This window comes from Nostoc sp. 'Peltigera membranacea cyanobiont' 210A (assembly GCF_002246015.1).
GTDB lineage: Bacteria > Cyanobacteriota > Cyanobacteriia > Cyanobacteriales > Nostocaceae > Nostoc.
The window spans coordinates 539,786-556,011 of sequence record NZ_NOLJ01000002.1 but is presented as its reverse complement, the minus strand read 5'-3'; the positions used below and the strand labels follow the sequence as shown (position 1 = coordinate 556,011).

The following is a 16,226-nucleotide window of genomic DNA, read 5'->3' as shown; positions in this document are numbered from 1 at the left end:
TGAGCAATTTTTAAGTTTTGAAACTAATAATTGAGCATTGGTCAATAACCAATAGTTATTCTTCGCCTGTGTCCTTATCCGCCACTCCCTACTCCTCTACCTTTAGTTAACTATTTTGGCTGGAGGCTTGACGGGAATCTCAATCCAGAACTCTGTACCTTTGCCAGGTTCTGAAATGCACTCCATTATTCCACCATGTTTTTCGACAATAATCTGATAGCTAATTGACAGTCCTAGTCCTGTACCCTTGCCTACAGGTTTGGTAGTATAAAACGGGTCAAAAATTCGCTTTTTCACCTCTTCAGTCATTCCAGCTCCATTGTCAATAATCCGAATCAACAGACGAGAGTTGTCTACTGAGAGTTTAGTGGAAATGTGGATAGTGGGCAGTTGTACTGAGCGTTCCCGAAGTACTAGGCTATACTCATTGCCCCCATTATCCTCTGTGATCATTTCCTCATTCGCCATTCCCCATTCGCCATTCCCCATTCCCAAGGCATCTATGGCATTGCTGATAATATTCATGAATACCTGATTCATTTGGCCGGCATAGCATTCCACCAGTGGGATGTTGCCATAGTCTTTGATTACCTCAATGCGGGGAAATTCAGCATTTCCTTTCAGCCGATGTTGCAAAATTAATAAGGTACTGTCAATGCCCTCATGTAGGTCAACACGCTTGTTTTCAGCCTCATCCAAGCGAGAGAAATTGCGTAATGACAGTACTATTGAGCGGATGCGATCGGTTCCTACTTGCATTGAGGTGATGATTTTCGGGAAGTCTTCTAGCAAAAAGTCAAAGTCCATTGCTTTGATCGCGGTGCTAATTTCACTATGAGGATGGGCATAGTGTAGCTGGTAGAGACGTAAAATTTCTAGCAGTTGTTCGGTGTAGTCACTGGCGTGGCACAGGTTCCCGTAGATAAAGTTAACGGGGTTGTTGATTTCGTGGGCGACACCCGCCACCAACTGTCCTAAGCCGGACATTTTTTCGATCTGAATCAATTTTGTCTGTGTTTCTTTGAGTTCATGCAGGGAATGCGCTAACTGGGCAGCTTGATTTCTGGATTCAGTTTCGGCATTACGGGTTTGTTCGTAGAGTTGTGCTTGTTGAATAGCGATCGCAGCCTGAACTCCTAGCTGTTCCAATAAATCAATTTCTGCATCCTGCCAATCTCTGGGAGCCTCACACTCATGGGCAATTATTAAGCCCCATAGTTCCATACCTATATTAATCGGAACTATTAAGTTTGCTTGCACTTGCATACTTTGCAAAAACTCTCGATGACAATCACTTAAAGTAGCCGTCGAAACGTCGTTAATTGCCTTTACCCTGCCCTGAAAGGATAGACGGTCATACTCATCAGGAAAGCATTCTGCTGGTGCATTCAATCCCAAAACTGACTGCCAATTGCCATTAATCTCTTCCACAATCACTGATTTACTCTTCATTTGGAAAATCAGCACTCGGTCTGAATTTATCAGGGGACGGACTTCCCGAACGATGGATTGCAGGGTTGTCTGCAAGTCTAATGTGCGGCGAATATGCTCTGTGACTTGCTTGAGGACTTTGGCAAGCAGTAATGATTTTTCGAGTTCAGCAGTTTGCTCTTGCACCTGCAATTCTAGGTTGGCATTGAGCATCTGTACCTGTTTATACATTTGGTGTTGCTCAATTGCCATTGAGAAATGCTCGGATAAGGCTTGCGCCAACAAGATTTCTTCCGCTTTCCACTCAGATGATTGACCCTTTTTTTTCTCTCGCCAAAGCTCAAAGGAAAGCTGAGGTAACACTTGTCGCCGATTTTCTTCACATCGTCCCGCCCACAAGACTTCTGTTTCAAATTCAGAGCGAAAAATGCTTAATACACCAATAAATTTTTCGCGGTAATGTAGAGGAATCACCATCAGTCCGCGAATTTTAGTAGAACGGAATCCTAAAGCCAAAACTCGCAAACGTGGTTCTTTGTAGAGGTCATCGCTTACCCAAACATTACCTGGTTTACACTCAGCCATCCAGTCTTGCCATACGAGATGCTGTTCGATAATACTGTTATCTGACTCATAAGGGAGTCTCGGCTGCTCGCCCCAGGTGTATAGTTCCTGATTCTCTTCAATGTAAAGCCTGCCACCGACTCCACCGAAGCCAGTAATAACTTCTTCTAGCGCTTTCTGTAATTGGATTGTCGGTAGTTTATGTAATAGTGTGGTAACTCGGTTAATAGTAGCTTCTCGCTCTTGCTTGGCGAGGGATTGGGTGAGTAGATTACTTTGAGCGATCGCAATCCCTACTTGGTCAGCAACTTCCTGCAATACTTTTAGTTCCCCCTTCAAAATCTCTCGCGGTTCACTGTGGTGAGCTACCAATAATCCCCACAATTTAGGCTTTCCCGATTGTTCTTGGAGGTCGGAATTTAAAATTGGTATTACCAACGAAGACTGCACGCCCATTGCCTTTAGGTATTGAATATGGCACGAGTCTACTTGCCGATAGTAGATATTGCTTTCTAGATGTTTCTCAGATTCTATTGACTGTACAGGCGATAGCCCGATCTTCCCGTTTGGCACATCCACAATCGAACGTTGCCTCGCTAACAAAAACATCTCTCTGGCGGCTTCTGGAATATCATCAACTGGGAAGTTTAACCCCAATAACGATGGCAGACGTTGCTCATGAATAGATTCAGCAATGACTTCACCACTACCACCAGCATTAAAGCGATACACTTTCACCCGATCTACATTCAAAAATAAACGCACTTGGCTAACGGTAGTCGTTAATATTTCTGGGAGGTCGAGCGATCGCCTGATCTGTTTGATCATCCGGTGTAGTAAACTTTTTTGGACTACTAAGCTTTGCTGCAACTCGTTTGGTTTCTTGGTAAATGTCATTGTTTATATACACTATGACTGAAGTCTAATTTTTTTTATAATTGTCCCCGCTCGGAATTTTCAACTTACAATATTTTGATTTTCATCCCATTTCACGAAATTGCTGGCTGCTACAAATGCGTTGCTAGTGGCGTACATCTGTTGCCAATATTTTGGCAAATAGATCAGATAATATTTGAAAAGCGTCAGATATTTCGCTTGATCGCTTTAACTCTTTTCAAGTTGATTTAGAAAGATATCAAACGGCTATATCATTAAAGACTTTTTAAGTTTCATCTCAATTTTAAAGTTAAGTAAATTTTAATCCTTGACATCTATCTAATTTTATATTCTCATTCATTAAACTATTTCAGTGTTTTTACTTAAATTAGTGCTGGAATAATTTCTTGAAATTAAAATATTTTTTCCCATTTTTGCCCATTAATTCAATTAATTAAGATATCTTCAAAGCAATAACTAAATTATTAGTAACTTTTTAAAATATTTTTTGCTGGGGAATTTTACTATTCCCCGTTGAATTACTGACTTTATATTGAATGTAACTATTTTGATTAAGTTATTCGTAAATTACCGTTAAAGATCGTAAATTACGAATTTCTTCACGCACACTCATGAGAGTTTTACCGAGATGGTTTTGACCGCTTTTATTAGCACCACAGCCCCAAAAAGAATCGGTTGGGGAATTTTCAACCAAAATCTCATCACCTGTCTTTAAGAGAACTTCTCGAATATCAGTATGAGTGAGAAACTTTTTGAGTACAGCTTCTCGCATAATTTGAGTTTTGACCAAATCCCAGTCTCGACGCAGTTGGCGAGTGCTACATCTTCCCAAGATGGCAGCTTCTTCTGGGGTGCTGGCAGCATGGATGAGAGGTATAATTGCCGCATCTGTGCTGCCTACAAACTTTTGCGCTTGATAATAATGCTCAACCGTTAGCCAGTAAGCACCCTCGATGTGAATTCCGTGGAGAGAAAAGTTAGAAAAACAGCCATAAGGCTGCCAAACCTTATAAAAGTAAATGGTCATTTGAAAATTGCTCTTTTATATATCAATTTCACTCTAGCTGAGTCGGTAAAGCCTTAACAAACTCTCTAGACGTAAACTGAAACATCAACTGTAAGACTTTCAATATTTGGTGAAATTAAATATGCGTTATCCAGAACCCTTCTAGAGACGTAGTACTACTACGTCTCTACATTTTTTCTACCAAATGTCTCTTGAGTAGAGTAAGTGGCAGGGGTAAGCTTTTTTAGAATCGTATGAGATGGGTTACTTTGATGTTCGTCGATTAACTAGGGTAGCGCTAGCTTGGTCAACAGGCATTAGCACAACTTCATTAATATTGACATGGGGCGATCGCGTCACACAGAAAAATATCACATCAGCCACATCATCTGCTGTTAGGGGTGTAACTCCTTGGTAGACTTTGTTAGCACGTTCAGTATTTCCGTGAAAGCGCACCTCGCTAAATTCCGTTTCTACCATACCAGGATCGACAGAAGTTACACGGACTCGCGTACCCAACAGGTCTTGTTTTAAACCTTCAGAAATGGCTCTCACAGCAGCTTTGGTAGCACAGTAGACATTGCCACCGGGATAGGTTTGATGTCCGGCGATGGAACCTAAATTTACCACATGACCGCGATCGCGACTTACCATTCCCGGAACGACATAGCGGGAGACATAAAGTAAACCCTTAACGTTAGTATCAATCATGTCTTCCCAGTCTTGAAAGCTGCCTTCGTGCAACTTGTCTAAACCACGACTTAGACCAGCATTGTTAATGAGAATGTCGATGTCAGACCAGGCGGGGGGTAGAGTTGCAATGGCAGATTCAACAGCATTGCGATCGCGCACATCTAGTTGTAGTAAATGAATTTCAGTACTAAAATCTTTACTCAGAGTATCTGCTAGCTGCTGCAAACGTTCTAAGCGTCGTGCCGCTAAAATCAGTTTTGCACCCGCACCAGCGAAGATTCTTGCACAAGCAGTACCAATACCACTACTTGCACCAGTGATCAAAATAATTTGATTTTGTAGGGAAATCATTAGGATAGTTAGGAGTGAGGAGTTAACAGTTATGAATTATGAATTAGCAGAAGTTTCATCGTTCATAATTTATCATCAGTCGGTCTATAACTCCTAACTCCAAACTCCAAACTCCTAACTACTTCTTCACCACTTGCAAGCGCTGAGTTACCATCGTCATCCCATTACCCCGCAGGATGACAGCAGAAACCCATTGGCTACCTGGGGTAGATGGTGCTTGTCCAACTTTAAACAGTCCGCCAGATGTTAGTAATTGCAAATCTACGGGTGTGGGGTTGAGAAATTTTTCTGGTTGGATGGGTTCCTCTAGTGCCGTTCCTAGTAGAAAATCATCACCAAGTGGCTCTTGGACGATCGCATCAAAATTATACTTCTGACCAACCAGCACCTGCTGCGGTAATTTAAAATCAATTTGGGGCGGTTTGCTGCCAGAGGTAAGCAAGGTTCGTTCTGACAAAATATCTTGGCGGACTATTTTTCCGCCTTCAATACGCTGACGCGATTTAATCGTCGCATTGAGAGCCAACTTATTACCGTTACCAGAGGGTAAGCCAGTTATCTTCGTTTCTGTTTCAGCAATAATCCCATTGGCTTCAGGTTTTGAAGATAGCAATTTCGTGCTGTATTGCAATTTCGGATATCGTTGCCAAAGTGAAGTCAAAGACTTTTCTAGGGTTTGGAGGTTTAATCCATCCCCATGAGTGAAATTGGGGCTATAGAATTGCAACACCCCTTTGACATCGCCTCGGTTGGCGGCGCTATCAACTTGTGTCAACAGGCTTTTCAGATCGGCTGGTGCATTTTGCGGTGTCGTGGCTTGGGATAATTGCTGTGGTGTTGCAGCCTGAGTGCGTTGCCAACCGCTTGTTAAACCAATGGTTAGCAGGAATGAAACCAGCCAGATATTTGCTGGAAATTTGAGTTGTCGTCTCACTAAGGCGGTAATAATGTTAGTCATTGGTAAGAATTTACTGATTTGATTAGAGAAAGTAAGCAAATTGTTTTATCTTAGTTAAGCTAGACGCTAAACGGTAGAGGTTTGATGGCAAACGCACCGATACGATTATTAATAGCTGCCAGTGGGACTGGTGGACATTTGTTTCCAGCGATCGCCCTGGCGCAAAAACTTCCAGATTATCAAATAGAATGGCTGGGAGTACCCGATCGCCTAGAAACTCAACTTGTCCCCAAACAGTATCCCTTGAATACTATTGCAGTTGAAGGGTTTCAGCAAGGGTTTGGACTTTCCTCGATTCGCATTTTGGGTAAACTCGCCCTTTCGATTCTAGAAGTCAGACGAATTCTCAAACAGGGAAATTTTCAAGGGGTGTTTACCACAGGCGGTTACATTGCCGGGCCAGCCGTGATTGCGGCACGTTCTCTCGGTTTACCCGTGGTTTTTCACGAATCTAACGCCTTACCAGGGAAAGTAACTCGCTTTTTTGGCCCTTGGTGTAGTGCGGTAGCCTTGGGATTTGAAGTAGCTGCTAAGTATTTACCTCGTGCCAAAAATGTCTATGTTGGTACTCCTGTAAGAGCGCAATTTCTTGATGGGGCAATTAATGCACCACTTGATTTAGCTATTCCTGATGGTGTGCCTTTAATTGTTGTTTTTGGTGGTAGCCAGGGTGCAGTTGCAGTAAATAAGTTGGTGCGCGAATCTGCAAAAGCTTGGTTTGATGCTGGTATTTATGTAGTACATTTAACTGGCGATCGCGATCCCGAAGCAGATAGTCTCAAACACCCACAGTACATAGCCTTACCTTTTTACAACAATATGGCAGCATTGTTGCAACGTGCTTCTTTGGCGATTAGTCGTTCTGGCGCAGGTAGCTTAACAGAATTGGCAGTATGTGGAACGCCAGCGATTTTGATTCCTTACCCCTTTGCCGCAGAAGACCATCAATCTTACAATGCAGACGTATTTACTTCATCGGGTGCAGCGTTAACGTTGAAGCAATCTGAGTTGACGACTGAAGTATTGCAAAATCATGTGTTGAATTTATTGCAGTCACCGCAAGAGTTAGTAAAGATGGGGGAAAAAGCTTATGCGATCGCAGTTCCTGATAGTGCGGAAAAGCTGGCGCAGTTAGTGCGTGAGGTGATAGAAACATAACGTTAATTATTTAGCATTAAAGAATATGTTATTTAGCAAAAAATTCCGCTTTACAGTAGGTTCTGCTGCCTTATTAATTGTCAGTTTAGCAAGTAGTTATCTATATACCCACTCAAAAACTAAACAACTAGCTCAAGAAAATCACTCATTTACTCAACAAGAAAATTCTGCCCTACTTCAATCACAGATTTCTCTGACCTCAAATCAAGCTGCCGAACAACTTAACTCAAGGCTTCCAAATGCTTTTTCATCTCGACAGAATTTGTTAGCAGCATCTGCACCTTATCCAGTTGTTGATGAGTTCAAAAAATATAAATTTAACATTAATGGCAGCCAAATTGCTACTCCAGGAAAACTCCCAAATAGTAAGGTTAAATTCAATCAAGGAGATTTATTAACTGTTCTCGTTAATACTAGAAAATATTTTCAAGATTATGCTTCCCAAGACCCAGATATTATGCGTACAGGAGTGCTTGCTACTCAAGGAGTTACTGTACCAGATGTCCTCAAAACTTTAGATTTCATGATTGCTGTTTTGAAGGAGGATATTGCTAATAATCGGGCTACTCGTTTACAAGACTCTAATTTTATTAATACCAATTTCCGAGTTATTAAATGGTCTGCCTACAACCCTAAAAGTAAACAGCAAAAACAATTACGAATTACCAAATATGCTGTATTTACTCACCCTGGTTCCCGCAAGAAAACCTCTACTTTTAATATACCAATTTATAGCTTAAAAGACAACTCTAATAACGATAAGTTCTACACTCGATACACAAAGCAAGATGTTTTGTCTGGTATTTATGAACCAGGTGGTAGAGAATTTGGAAAAGTTAACACTCTTGCTTATCTAACCAGAAACGGCTTAGAAGAAGCAATTATGGAAGGAACAATCCTGATTAATTTTACCGATGGTGATAAGGCCTTTTTTAATGTAGATAGAAACAATGGAATAGCTTATATCCGCGGATTAAAGGCAACAGCACAAAAGCGTTATTGGTATTTTAGAGAAGTTGATGATATTAAAGGCTATGGATACAAAATAGATGCAAAAATTTCTATCAAACCCGGAGTTACTTTTGCTGGAGATGTTTTAAATATTGGTTTAGGTAAGGTGGTTGTGATTGAGCATACTCAAGGTGGGCGCAAACATCTGCAAATGGGAGTCATCGCCGATACAGGCGGAGCATTTTTACCCAATCTTTATCAGCTCGATTTTTTGGCTGGTATTTTTAAGAATAAAACAGAATTTGGGCAGAATATCAGCCAATTACCGGACTATGCCACAGCATATTTCTTAGTCAAGAAGTAATGCATTGACCTTTTTTTAATTAAAAATTAAGACTAATAATTTTTAATTAATTTGGCGTACAAGCTCCCACCCTTCGGCAATTAAAAATTATTAATTAAAATTTGTTTATTCAATTTCTAATTAATAATTTTTAATTTTTAATTGGAGCGAAGCGACTTGACCTGATGTCAAAAATCTATGCACGGGTTAATAATTCTAAGTTGTGGCCATCGGAGTCATAGAAATAGAAGCCACGACCTTCCTTTCTGTGGTTAATTTGTCCTTTATTCTGATGCATGGGGTCGCTACTGTATTCAATACCCGCTTCTTTGACGCGTGCAAAAATTGCATCAAATTCTTCATCACTGACATGGAACGCATAATGATGTGGCTCGAACGCTTCAGCGTCGGCGAAGTCGAGCGTTAATGCATCATTTATATGCACAGCAGCGAAGTGACCAACGGGAAGCTCGACCTCTAAACCGAAAATTTTTGCAAACAACCTCGCCGATGCTTCTTTGTCATGTGCGGGCACTATGGTGTGATTTAGAGTAATTGTCATGTCACACCTTCCCTCCTAACTCTGGTAGTAATTCATATCAACTGTTTATTCAGAGTCGATAACAACAACGTTCCTTTCTATTTTATCTTTTCAGCGCTGACACCAGAGTAAACATATCTAAATTATATGTTCACTGTATTTGGAACACCTGCAAACACTAGAAAGATCGAGCTTAAATAAGTAAACCTAATGACTTACATCAGTTTTACTGAAGTAATAAAAGTTGATTAAAAATTGTAAAGCATTGTAAAGTAGATTCACAGGCAAAGACTTTACCGCCTGATTCATAAATAACTAACCGCACTTATAAAACAATGACAGCAACCTTACAACGTCGCGAAAGCGCCAACGTATGGGATCGATTCTGCGAATGGATCACCAGCACCAACAACCGGATCTACATCGGTTGGTTCGGCGTAGTAATGATTCCAACCTTGCTAGCGGCTACCGCTTGCTTCGTAATCGCCTTCATCGCCGCTCCTCCAGTAGACATTGATGGTATCCGCGAACCTGTTGCAGGTTCCTTAATCTACGGAAACAACATCATCTCTGGTGCAGTTGTTCCTTCCTCCAACGCTATCGGCTTACACTTCTACCCAATTTGGGAAGCAGCTTCTCTTGATGAGTGGTTGTACAACGGCGGTCCTTACCAATTGGTAATTTTCCACTTCCTGATTGGCATATTCTGCTACATGGGTCGTGAATGGGAATTATCCTACCGCTTAGGTATGCGTCCTTGGATTGCGATCGCATATTCTGCTCCAGTAGCAGCAGCAAGTGCAGTATTCTTGGTATACCCCATCGGACAAGGATCATTCTCTGATGGTATGCCTTTGGGAATAAGCGGAACCTTCAACTTCATGATCGTGTTCCAAGCAGAACACAACATCTTGATGCACCCCTTCCACCAATTAGGTGTAGCTGGTGTATTCGGCGGAAGTTTGTTCAGTGCAATGCACGGTTCTTTGGTTACATCTTCCTTGGTTCGTGAAACAACTGAAACCGAGTCTCTTAACTACGGTTACAAGTTCGGTCAAGAAGAAGAAACCTACAACATCGTTGCAGCCCACGGCTACTTCGGTCGTTTAATCTTCCAATACGCTTCTTTCAACAACAGCCGTTCACTGCACTTCTTCTTAGCAGCATGGCCTGTAATCGGCATCTGGTTCACCGCCTTGGGTGTAAGCACAATGGCGTTCAACTTGAACGGTTTCAACTTCAACCAATCAATCATTGACTCTGAAGGTCGTGTGATTGCAACTTGGGCGGATGTAATCAACCGCGCTAACCTGGGTATGGAAGTAATGCACGAGCGCAACGCTCACAACTTCCCTCTAGATTTGGCTGCTGGCGATTCTGCTCCTGTAGCTCTTACTGCTCCTGCTATCAACGGTTAATCGTAATCTGAGATATAGTCTTCAAGTTTATCTGTAGACGAAAGACGCTCTCCCGAAAGGGGGGGCGTTTTTGCATTGCATTAATTGCTACGTTGAGTATGGCATTGAACTTTTTTTTGAAGTGCAAAATGATGGGTATTACATCAAAACTAGACCTCTATATTTAAGAACTTAGGCAATAATTATCAAAAAGTAAATTTTACGGGTAATAATTGCTAGCAGCGCAGATAATTGCCTGAAAGCTCAACTATAAGGAAAAGCCAAGAATGATTTTACACCGTGGGCGTAGGGTAGTAGCCGCTTTGTTGCTGTCAGTGGTACTACTGACAACAGCCTGTAGCCCAAAAACACCTGGACGTTTTGACCAGGCGCAAAAAGAAAGTACTCAACAGAAAAAGGGTCTTGCGGTAGCTAAAACCGCAACTCAGGGTAGCGAATTTAATAAACTTTTCCCAAAAGCTGGTGATGGCTACCAACGCGTCTATACCCAAGAGAAAAAAGGCTTTGCGGAAGCGAAGTTGAAAAAAGGCGGTAAAGATATAGCGGTGCTGTCTATTTCTGATACTACTAGCACACCCAGTGCAGCAGCAAAGTTCTCGAAAAGCACTAAAAAAATTGGCGGTTATCCCGCAATAGAAGTTGGTAAAACGCAAACTGCAATTTTGGTAGGTAAGTACCAAGTAAAAGCACTTTCTCGTGATTCATCATTTACAGCTAGCGATCGCGCAGATTGGCTAGAGAAGTTTAATCTTAATGGTCTAGCTAGACTGAAATGATTTGCACTACTAACATTCAGATCATAAAACCTAAATAAGGAGATTTTTGTGAGCAAATCGATTGTTGAGTTGGTCGATCAATTGCCAACTGGCGGCTTGACTGTTTCTATGTTGAAGTCCCTCGATTTTGTTGCTCCTGGAGAGTGGCAAAACACCGTCGGCTTTGTCAACACTATTAAGAAAGTCACTGGCGAAGACGACGAAGATTTAATTCAGCAAATTGGCGAAAGAGCGATTTATCTATTCAACGATAAATCCCAAGGATACCAAACAGCTTTGTGGTTATATCAAACAGTTGATGCTACAGATAGAGCACTTGGTGCAGCAGCTTTAGCTAACAAAGTCGGCGAAAAAATTCCTCTGTTGGGTTTTTTAAACTCTGTCACTCCTAAACCTGACAAAGCCCAAACCATTGATTTGACATTAAAATTAGTGGCTGAGTTGGTAGCCTTCTGTCAAATTAACGGCATTCCGGGAGACAGTATTGGGGATTTTGTCGCCTCTTTAGGTGAGTATAGTGGTGAGTCGCTGATCCGCATGGTAGCGTTAGTTTGCGTTGATGGTTTGATACCTTTGGGCCCAGATTTTATCAGCAAAGCGATATCTGGGCTGAATCAAACAAATCCACAGGAGTTAGAACAAAACTCGACTTTCCAAAACATCAAAGATGTGATTCCAGGGAGCAACGCCGGCAGTAAACTCAACTTTATCGGCGAAAGCTTTGACTCTGTGAAAGGTTGGATGAGTGGGTTAGTTAGCGCCAATAATTTAACGCCGCAAAAGGTTGTCCACAACTTGCAAAGTTTTACCGATATTGCTGATGACAAGTTGGACTACCTCGCAGCATTCCTGGATGTAGCAACAAATTATTATGAGCACACTGGCACGCAAACTTTAGCACATCGCTTGATTGAACGCGCGGTGGCTGAGATTTAGGTTGATGGGTGATTGAAGAAGGTTACAGGTTACAGGGGACAAATTATTCCCTATTACCTGTAACCTGTAACCTCCTAACCCAAGGCCTATTGGGGTAAATGCAAATCTGCTGCGATCGCATACAAGTAAGGTTGAAAAATAGCCAAGTTTTCTAGTTTATCAAACTTACCTGTTTGCCTACCTGTGTCAAATGCAGTGGTAATTACGTAAAGTTTAGTGCCATCAAAGGCAACATGACCGATATGTTGCTCTTGTACTCCACCTTGTTGATTGAGTTCAGCGAACCCATAGCGGATTCCCTGAAGCTTACCAACGGGTACTGGTTGCGGTGGGTAGGATGAGAAAGTAATCTGTTTTCCATATTTACCCTGACGATCTTTGGCAAACGCAGCGTAGTGGTCTGCAACCCAAGTCTTAAGTACTGGTAATAATTGGGTTTGGTACTTGGGACTTTGGTAGTCTACTAGGGAAGCAGTTGGAATACCAGCTGCTAAGAGTTTCTTTCGTAAATCCTCATTGTTTGCTAGTGGATAAATGTTAATCTCAACTGTACCCAAACGTTTTCCTTTGGAGGAGACACACAACAGCGGTGCATTTCCTTCACAGGGAGCAACTTGCCAGTTAGTTGGAGCAGCAGCACTTCCCAGAATTTTCTGCCAGATATTTCCCTGATTAGAGTTGGGAAGTTTGGCAACGGTAGGAGTTTTTACTACTTTGGGTGGAGAAAATTGGGGTAGAAGAAATTTCGCTCCCACCGGTATTGACACCAGCAAAATAGAGCCTAGTAATAAATGATAAAGTCGTAACATTTTTATTTCAAAATCCAGAGCCAGAGATTGCAGACTAACGATATCTACAATACTTTATGGATACAGAGGGAGAATACATTTATATTGCTGCGAGTTCCGTAAAGAGAACTCAACAAACTATAGCGCTTCTTTGTGAAATCAGGTATAAGTGATGGGCGCATAGCTAGCTGTGCGTCTCTACGAACTGCTCTAAGTAGCTATGTATAAATAAATTAAAGTTTGCAGTAAGGACTTTAGTCCTGATAAACCTTGCTATGAGCGATGAATCGCTCACTACAAACTAGGATTTTATTGTATGTTTAATTATGCCTACTTAGTTAACGCAATTCAAAATATATACAGTTAGTAGCGCTGAAAAAACAGTACAGCGCTACTACGAACAGCTTGTTTATTGATTGATGTATGCCTAATTACTTGTGGCTTGCCGGAAGTATGGCAACAATGAAGAGATGCTGGCTAGATGTCAAATGGAAGGGCAAATTTGCTTGGACTTTTAATTGAAGCGAGAACGTTGTTGACGACGTTGTTTGTGCCTAGCAATTGCTTTACGCTTCTCTTTTTCTATCGGTGTCTCAAAGTGACGCTTTTTTCTCATATCTTGGAAAATTCCTGCTTTAGAAACTTCCCGTTTAAATCTTCTCAAGGCTGATTCAATACCTTCATTCTCCCCTAAAACTACTTGTGTCATTCTCATTCCTCCTTAATGTGGATGAATAGTTCAGGACTAAATACCAAATAAAATATTCCAGCAGAATCTAGCCTTTAGCTTTATCTGCTGGAGACTCTAAATGTGAAATTTTCAGGAATCGACTTAGTAGCGATTATTGTTGCGGCGGGCATTACCGCCACCCCAGCTACCACGAGGAGAACTGCTTCTTTCCTCACGAGGTTTAGCTTTGTTCACTTTCAAATCACGTCCCATCCACTCAGCACCATCAAGTGCATCTATGGCAGCTTGTTCTTGTGTGTCTGATTCCATTTCCACAAAAGCGAACCCACGAGGCCGGCCTGTTTCCCGATCTGTGGGTAGTTGAACACGATTTACTGTTCCGTATTCTGCAAAAGCCTGCTTTAGGTCCTCTTCTGTAACCTGATAGGACAGGTTTCCGACGTAAATTGACATAGAAATCTCCGAATTCAGGGAGTGTAGAGAGTTAAATTCGGAGAGACGGTTTTTAGAAATCAAAACGAGTTACTCAACCGAAAATAATCTTTATGTCCACGAGTGTAGCACAGCATTCAGCCTTTGAATATTGTCTGATAGTGAATTTTATTCACAAATCAAACCTTTAAAGGCGGTTTGCAGACTTTCTAAAGACTGGCTTTTTTTTGCTTGTACTATATAAAGTTACACTTTTAATCGGAAATCGTAATTAACTCGCGATCGCCCAGATATTTAGTGTTTTCAAAATTAAGCTGTGGACTAAGGGGTAAAGATTATTTTCGCTAATGGGATTAATCATACCACGATCAACTGTCTTAAAAGCAAATTAATCTAAATTAAAAAATATTTATCCTCAAGTACATTAGCTATGGTCAAACTGCGCTAAGATACTCTCTGCTTTCTTACATAGTTCTTCGTGATATTCACCATTACTAGCTAGCAAACCTCCCCATTGATTGATATCACCAGTGTTATACCGCAACGGAGTGCCGTCGAAGTGAGTAAATTTACCACCAGCTTCTGTTAAAATCAATTCTGGAGCGGCTATATCCCAGTCTTTGGGCGCAGACTTGCCGGAAAGGGAAATGTAGATATCTGCCTGTTGCTCGACAATGGTGGAAATTTTACAGCCAACACTACCCACAGATTTCTGATTTTGACAGGGTAAGTTTTGTAGCAGATGATCTAACCGTTGGTTGCGGTGAGAGCGACTAACGACTAAGGTTAAATCTTCAATTCGTTTACCTGAAGACACTTGTAAAGGAACAGAACCGTTACAGGTTTCTACAAACGTACCCCCGCCTTTGGTAGCGTAATATAACTTTTGAGCCTCTGGTACTGCCACCACTGCCAACACTGGGCGTGTTTCCTTGACTAAAGCAATGTGAACTGCATAGTCTCCAGTTTTTTCGATAAAATCTCGTGTGCCATCCAAAGGGTCAATTATCCATACCCAAGGGGCAGAAGGCTGTCTACCACTACTTGACGATTGATAAGTTTCTTCGCTGATGTAAGCAAAATCTTCGTTACCCAAAGTTGCTTGTAGCCTCTGCAAAATGTATTGACTTACAGCTACATCGGCAACAGTGACAGGCTCATTCTGCTTATATTGGATTTCTAAGTCAGGGTCTTTTGCAGTGCCGTCGTAATACGATCGCAGTATCTCTGCTGCGCCCCAACCTACCTCACGAGCGATCGCTAATATTTCTTGTAAATCTTTCATTAATTTGGCCTATCTAAAAATATGTATAACGTGATTAGGGGCGCACAACGATACTTAGTTTAACTAATTACGTTAGCGCAGCGTTAGCGAGTCATTGAGCGTCATTACGAATTACGAATTATCTTAAATCCATCCAGCGCCGAGTACCAAAAAATTTACAGGAATCAGCAGCAATATTAGCTGCCAGTGCCAGTGCATCAGTAAAGCTTTGCCTTAAAATGTAATGACAGAAAGCACCGTGGAAAATATCTCCAGCCCCTAACGTATCAACCGCTTGAATCTGCGGCACATCTACGATACCAGTTTTAGTGCCACTCAAGTATTCAATTGGTTCTTGTCCGTGGGTAATGGCGATATGAGGAATGTCAAATCCACTGAGATAGCTAAAAACGTCTTCTCCAGTCTGGCAGTTGGGGGGATAAAAATTAGCTGAACAGATAGCATAATCCACAAATGGTAGAATTTGCTCAAATCCAGGCTTCCAACTACCACCATCGATCGCTACTGGGATATTATTGGCTTTAGCCATTTGAACGATGGAATCACCAACCGTTATCTGATGTCCATCAATCAGTACTATATCGACATTCTGCAAAATATCTAGCGGAATAGATGCGCTGCTAGCTTGAGTTTTGACAGCATTGATCGAAACCACAGCGCGTTCACCTGTGGCTTGAGTGACAATAATCGAAGATACAGGCGGTACTAAATCAGTGCTAGGCTCAAGGTCGGCGATCGCAACTTTGTAATTTGCCAAGTCATCTCTAATTAGCTGCGTCATTGGGTGAGAACCTACTACACCTAAGACTGTAGCCTGATTTCCTAAATAATTAAAAGTTACAGCCGCGTTTGTTGCTGGCCCCCCTGCCGCTACAGTATAGTCAGTAGCGACAATCTTCTGATTATTATTAGGGGCAGAGTCAGCAAGATAAATCAAATCTAAAGTTACTAAACCTACAAATAATCCACGATTCATCTGCTCTTTCGTTCAAAATTCAATTCTGAAT

General features: G+C 41.6%; 15 protein-coding genes. 5 read left to right on the top strand and 10 right to left on the bottom strand.

Annotated features, from left to right (window positions below; genetic code table 11):
- Positions 1–102: 102 nt before the first annotated feature.
- The 4 genes from CDG76_RS07290 to CDG76_RS07275 all read right to left on the bottom strand — a co-directional run bounded on the left by CDG76_RS07290 (position 103) and on the right by CDG76_RS07275 (position 5,900).
- Complete coding sequence (locus tag CDG76_RS07290) at positions 103–2,892, bottom strand: GAF domain-containing sensor histidine kinase (RefSeq protein ID WP_094348380.1); 2,790 nt, start codon at positions 2,890–2,892, stop codon at positions 103–105.
- Between the two features lie 556 nt (positions 2,893–3,448).
- Positions 3,449–3,919 (bottom strand): NADAR family protein, encoded by a 471-nt coding sequence (locus CDG76_RS07285; protein ID WP_094348379.1) that lies wholly within the window; start codon positions 3,917–3,919, stop codon positions 3,449–3,451.
- A gap of 243 nt (positions 3,920–4,162) precedes the next feature.
- Entirely contained in the window at positions 4,163–4,942 is a 780-nt protein-coding gene (locus tag CDG76_RS07280; RefSeq protein WP_094348378.1) for an SDR family oxidoreductase, read from the bottom strand.
- Between the two features lie 118 nt (positions 4,943–5,060).
- Complete coding sequence (locus CDG76_RS07275) at positions 5,061–5,900, bottom strand: hypothetical protein (protein WP_094348377.1); 840 nt, start codon at positions 5,898–5,900, stop codon at positions 5,061–5,063.
- 84 nt (positions 5,901–5,984) lie between these two features.
- Between CDG76_RS07275 and murG the strand changes: the two genes are divergently transcribed.
- Positions 5,985–7,058, top strand: coding sequence for an undecaprenyldiphospho-muramoylpentapeptide beta-N-acetylglucosaminyltransferase (gene murG, locus CDG76_RS07270; RefSeq protein WP_094348376.1), 1,074 nt, complete (start codon positions 5,985–5,987; stop codon positions 7,056–7,058).
- 25 nt (positions 7,059–7,083) lie between these two features.
- Positions 7,084–8,373 carry a hypothetical protein gene (locus tag CDG76_RS07265; RefSeq protein ID WP_094348375.1) on the top strand — a complete coding sequence of 430 codons (1,290 nt, stop codon included), beginning with the start codon at positions 7,084–7,086 and terminating at the stop codon, positions 8,371–8,373.
- Positions 8,374–8,548: 175 nt separating this feature from the next.
- Here CDG76_RS07265 and CDG76_RS07260 read toward each other — a convergent pair whose 3' ends face one another.
- The gene (locus CDG76_RS07260) at positions 8,549–8,914 is read right to left on the bottom strand and encodes a VOC family protein (protein ID WP_094348374.1); all 366 of its coding nucleotides are present in this window, start codon (positions 8,912–8,914) and stop codon (positions 8,549–8,551) included.
- A gap of 314 nt (positions 8,915–9,228) precedes the next feature.
- Between CDG76_RS07260 and psbA the strand changes: the two genes are divergently transcribed.
- The 3 genes from psbA to CDG76_RS07245 all read left to right on the top strand — a co-directional run bounded on the left by psbA (position 9,229) and on the right by CDG76_RS07245 (position 12,023).
- Positions 9,229–10,311, top strand: a complete 1,083-nt coding sequence (gene psbA / locus CDG76_RS07255) for a photosystem II q(b) protein (protein ID WP_094348373.1) — start codon at positions 9,229–9,231, stop codon at positions 10,309–10,311.
- 266 nt (positions 10,312–10,577) lie between these two features.
- Complete coding sequence (locus CDG76_RS07250) at positions 10,578–11,087, top strand: hypothetical protein (protein ID WP_094348372.1); 510 nt, start codon at positions 10,578–10,580, stop codon at positions 11,085–11,087.
- 48 nt (positions 11,088–11,135) lie between these two features.
- Positions 11,136–12,023: a hypothetical protein gene (locus CDG76_RS07245; RefSeq protein WP_094348371.1), complete on the top strand. Its 888-nt coding sequence runs from the start codon at positions 11,136–11,138 to the stop codon at positions 12,021–12,023.
- Positions 12,024–12,109: 86 nt separating this feature from the next.
- Here CDG76_RS07245 and CDG76_RS07240 read toward each other — a convergent pair whose 3' ends face one another.
- The 5 genes from CDG76_RS07240 to CDG76_RS07220 form a co-directional block, all read right to left on the bottom strand.
- Positions 12,110–12,832, bottom strand: a complete 723-nt coding sequence (locus tag CDG76_RS07240) for a hypothetical protein (RefSeq protein WP_094348370.1) — start codon at positions 12,830–12,832, stop codon at positions 12,110–12,112.
- Positions 12,833–13,325: 493 nt separating this feature from the next.
- Positions 13,326–13,520 carry a 30S ribosomal protein S21 gene (rpsU, locus tag CDG76_RS07235; RefSeq protein WP_069073011.1) on the bottom strand — a complete coding sequence of 65 codons (195 nt, stop codon included), beginning with the start codon at positions 13,518–13,520 and terminating at the stop codon, positions 13,326–13,328.
- Between the two features lie 123 nt (positions 13,521–13,643).
- Entirely contained in the window at positions 13,644–13,955 is a 312-nt protein-coding gene (locus CDG76_RS07230) for an RNA recognition motif domain-containing protein (RefSeq protein ID WP_094348369.1), read from the bottom strand.
- A gap of 403 nt (positions 13,956–14,358) precedes the next feature.
- Positions 14,359–15,219, bottom strand: a complete 861-nt coding sequence (locus CDG76_RS07225; RefSeq protein WP_094348368.1) for a 3'(2'),5'-bisphosphate nucleotidase CysQ family protein — start codon at positions 15,217–15,219, stop codon at positions 14,359–14,361.
- Between the two features lie 118 nt (positions 15,220–15,337).
- Entirely contained in the window at positions 15,338–16,195 is an 858-nt protein-coding gene (locus CDG76_RS07220) for a sugar kinase (protein ID WP_094348367.1), read from the bottom strand.
- Positions 16,196–16,226: the final 31 nt, after the last annotated feature.

Bases quoted from the DNA above. Each gene is read 5' to 3' on its own strand.
- CDG76_RS07290 (WP_094348380.1), bottom strand. From the start codon at position 2,892: ATGACATTTACCAAGAAACCAAACGAGTTGCAGCAAAGCTTAGTAGTC.
- CDG76_RS07285 (WP_094348379.1), bottom strand. From the start codon at position 3,919: ATGACCATTTACTTTTATAAGGTTTGGCAGCCTTATGGCTGTTTTTCT.
- CDG76_RS07280 (WP_094348378.1), bottom strand. From the start codon at position 4,942: ATGATTTCCCTACAAAATCAAATTATTTTGATCACTGGTGCAAGTAGT.
- CDG76_RS07275 (WP_094348377.1), bottom strand. From the start codon at position 5,900: ATGACTAACATTATTACCGCCTTAGTGAGACGACAACTCAAATTTCCA.
- murG (WP_094348376.1), top strand. From the start codon at position 5,985: ATGGCAAACGCACCGATACGATTATTAATAGCTGCCAGTGGGACTGGT.
- CDG76_RS07265 (WP_094348375.1), top strand. From the start codon at position 7,084: ATGTTATTTAGCAAAAAATTCCGCTTTACAGTAGGTTCTGCTGCCTTA.
- CDG76_RS07260 (WP_094348374.1), bottom strand. From the start codon at position 8,914: ATGACAATTACTCTAAATCACACCATAGTGCCCGCACATGACAAAGAA.
- psbA (WP_094348373.1), top strand. From the start codon at position 9,229: ATGACAGCAACCTTACAACGTCGCGAAAGCGCCAACGTATGGGATCGA.
- CDG76_RS07250 (WP_094348372.1), top strand. From the start codon at position 10,578: ATGATTTTACACCGTGGGCGTAGGGTAGTAGCCGCTTTGTTGCTGTCA.
- CDG76_RS07240 (WP_094348370.1), bottom strand. From the start codon at position 12,832: ATGTTACGACTTTATCATTTATTACTAGGCTCTATTTTGCTGGTGTCA.
- rpsU (WP_069073011.1), bottom strand. From the start codon at position 13,520: ATGACACAAGTAGTTTTAGGGGAGAATGAAGGTATTGAATCAGCCTTG.
- CDG76_RS07230 (WP_094348369.1), bottom strand. From the start codon at position 13,955: ATGTCAATTTACGTCGGAAACCTGTCCTATCAGGTTACAGAAGAGGAC.
- CDG76_RS07225 (WP_094348368.1), bottom strand. From the start codon at position 15,219: ATGAAAGATTTACAAGAAATATTAGCGATCGCTCGTGAGGTAGGTTGG.
- CDG76_RS07220 (WP_094348367.1), bottom strand. From the start codon at position 16,195: ATGAATCGTGGATTATTTGTAGGTTTAGTAACTTTAGATTTGATTTAT.